This window comes from Streptococcus sanguinis (genome assembly GCF_020729765.1).
In the GTDB taxonomy this organism is placed as follows: Bacteria; Bacillota; Bacilli; order Lactobacillales; family Streptococcaceae; genus Streptococcus; species Streptococcus sanguinis_Q.
Window position 1 is genome coordinate 1 of sequence record NZ_JAJEPD010000077.1, and the last position, 3,351, is coordinate 3,351.

2 protein-coding genes are annotated in these 3,351 nt (G+C 43.9%); both read left to right on the plus strand.

What is annotated here, in order from left to right; all coding sequences use genetic code 11:
• Nucleotides 1-373: 373 nt before the first annotated feature.
• Nucleotides 374-3,025, plus strand: a complete 2,652-nt coding sequence (locus K4H96_RS10490; protein WP_223337316.1) for a valine--tRNA ligase — start codon at nucleotides 374-376, stop codon at nucleotides 3,023-3,025.
• Between the two features lie 82 nt (nucleotides 3,026-3,107).
• The coding region (locus K4H96_RS10495) for an SH3 domain-containing protein (RefSeq protein ID WP_227956508.1) at nucleotides 3,108-3,351 on the plus strand (244 nt) is incomplete at its 3' end.

Genomic DNA, 3,351 nt, shown 5'->3' on the forward strand with positions numbered 1-3,351 from the left:
TAGACATGAGTGTTCTCCTTAATTTCTTTTTTTAAATTTCTTATATTTATCACTTCTTTTTTCTAGTGTTTTAATTGAAAAATCTAACTCAACTTTTTTTGAAAGAGGAACGATGAGGTTTTATACATTTTTCGGTACAACTGTTGTAATTATTTTAATATATGCCTTTTCTAGATTTTACTTTTCAAGAAATAATTCTTTAAGTCACAATTTGATAGGAAAGTTATTTATCAAAATTGGAGATTTCCTCTTTCTATATAAACTTGACAATTTTGTTGATTTATATAATGAGACTTTAACTAAACATCAAAAAAAGGAAACTAAGAAGATTAGTATATAAGAAATTTAAAAAAAGAAATTAAGGAGAACACTCATGTCTAAAGAACTTTCACCTAAATACAATCCAGCCGAGGTTGAGGCTGGTCGTTATCAAAAATGGCTTGATGCTGATGTTTTCAAGCCTTCAGGCGATCAAAAGGCTAAGCCTTACTCAATCGTTATTCCACCACCAAACGTAACTGGTAAGCTCCACCTTGGTCACGCTTGGGATACGACTTTACAAGATATCATCATCCGTCAGAAACGCATGCAAGGTTTTGACACGCTCTGGCTTCCAGGGATGGACCATGCGGGGATTGCGACTCAGGCTAAGGTTGAAGAGCGCTTGCGTGGTGAAGGCATTTCTCGCTATGATCTAGGTCGTGAAAAATTCCTCGATAAAGTCTGGGAATGGAAAGACGAATACGCTACGACCATCAAGGAACAATGGGGCAAGATGGGGCTCTCTGTAGACTATTCTCGTGAGCGCTTCACGCTGGATGAGGGACTGTCAAAAGCTGTTCGCAAGGTCTTTGTCGAACTTTACAAGAAAGGCTGGATCTACCGTGGTGAGTTTATCATCAACTGGGATCCAGCAGCTCGCACAGCCCTTTCTGATATCGAGGTTATCCATAAGGATGTCGAAGGTGCTTTCTACCACATGAACTATATGCTGGAAGATGGCTCCCGCGCCCTTGAAGTTGCGACCACTCGTCCTGAGACGATGTTTGGGGATGTTGCGGTTGCGGTCAATCCAGAAGACCCACGCTACAAGGACTTGATTGGCAAAAATGTCATCCTTCCAATCGCTAATAAACTAATCCCAATCGTTGCCGACGAACACGCAGATCCTGAGTTTGGGACTGGTGTCGTGAAAATCACGCCTGCCCACGATCCAAACGACTTCTTGGTTGGTCAACGTCATAACTTGCCACAAGTTAACGTTATGAACGACGACGGAACCATGAATGACTTGGCCTTCGAATTTGCAGGTATGGACCGTTTTGAAGCTCGTAAGGCTGTTGTCAAGAAACTGGAAGAAATCGGTGCTCTGGTTAAAATCGAAAAACGTGTCCACAGTGTTGGTCACTCAGAGCGGACTGGCGTTATGGTTGAGCCGCGTCTGTCTACCCAGTGGTTCGTCAAGATGGATCAATTGGCTAAGAATGCCATTGCCAACCAAGACACAGAAGACAAGGTTGAGTTCTACCCGCCACGCTTCAATGATACCTTCCTCCAATGGATGGAAAATGTCCACGACTGGGTAATCTCTCGTCAGCTCTGGTGGGGTCACCAAATCCCAGCCTGGTATAATGCAGACGGCGAAATCTATGTGGGCGAAGAAGCGCCGGAAGGCGATGGTTGGACTCAGGACGAAGATGTACTTGATACTTGGTTCAGTTCTGCCCTTTGGCCCTTCTCAACCATGGGCTGGCCTGATGTCGACTCTGCAGACTTCAAGCGTTATTATCCAACATCGACCTTGGTGACTGGTTATGATATTATCCCGTTCTGGGTGTCTCGAATGATTTTCCAAGGTTTGGAATTTACTGGCAAGTCGCCATTCAAAAATGCCTTGATTCATGGCCTCATTCGGGATGAGGAAGGACGTAAGATGTCCAAGTCACTGGGAAATGGGATTGATCCAATGGATGTTATTGATAAGTACGGAACAGATAGCTTGCGTTGGTTCCTATCAAACGGCTCTGCCCCTGGCCAAGATGTCCGCTTCAGCTATGAAAAGATGGATGCTTCTTGGAACTTCATCAACAAAATTTGGAACATTTCCCGCTATATCCTCATGAACAATGAAGGCTTGACGCTGGATGTGGCGCGTGAGAATGTCGCTCAGGTGGCGGCTGGTCAGGCAGGTAATGTCACCGACCGCTGGATTCTCCACAACCTCAACGAAACTATTGGCAAGGTGACTGAGAACTTCGACAGGTTTGAGTTTGGTGTGGCTGGCCACATCCTCTACAACTTTATTTGGGATGAATTTGCCGACTGGTATGTGGAGCTGACGAAGGAAGTGCTTTACAGCGATAATGAAGACGAGAAAGTCATCACTCGCTCTGTCCTCCTTTACACTCTGGACCAAATCCTGCGCCTGCTTCACCCAATCATGCCTTTCGTGACCGAGGAAATCTTTGGTCAAATCTCAGAAGGCACCATTGTGACAGCGGCTTATCCAGTGGTTCGTCCAGAGTTTGAAAATGCCGAGGCAGCAGCTGGCGTGGAAGCCCTCAAGGACCTGATCCGTTCGGTGCGCAATAGCAGAGCTGAGGTCAATGTGGCGCCAAGCAAGCCGATCACCATCTTAATTAAGACGACTGATAGTGCGCTGGAAACCTTCTTCAAGGATAATGTCAACTACATCAAGCGCTTTACCAATCCTGAGCATTTGGAAATCGCAGCAGACCTTGCCGTGCCAGAGCTGGTCATGTCTAGCATCATCACAGGAGCAGAAATCTACCTGCCTCTGGCAGACCTCCTCAATATCGAGGAAGAGCTGGCTCGTCTCGAAAAAGAACTAGCCAAGTGGCAGAAAGAACTGGATATGGTCGGCAAGAAGCTCTCAAACGAACGCTTCGTAGCCAACGCCAAACCAGAAGTCGTCCAAAAAGAACGCGACAAACAAGCCGACTACCAAGCTAAATACGATGCGACAGTGGCGCGGATTGATGAGATGAGGAAACTTGTGAAATAGGTATATTATCATTTAATAAGATGAATGTTAATTCATGTTATTGATAACATATCAGTTTTAGGTAGTGAAAGTGAGGATACATATGCCTGATATTAAGAATAAATTGATGATTAATGGGGAGAGTATCTCTGTATATAGTATTAAGACAAGTCAAATAGAGACTGCTGAAGAAATTTTATCTTTTCAAAATGGAGATTTAATTAAAAATGTTCATATAACGAAATTAAATTGGTATAAAAATGAAATTAAAATTGGAGATTTAGTCCTACTAGTCCTTGGTGGGGATAGAAGACCTTGGAAAAATGGTTTAGTTGCATTTGCAAAAG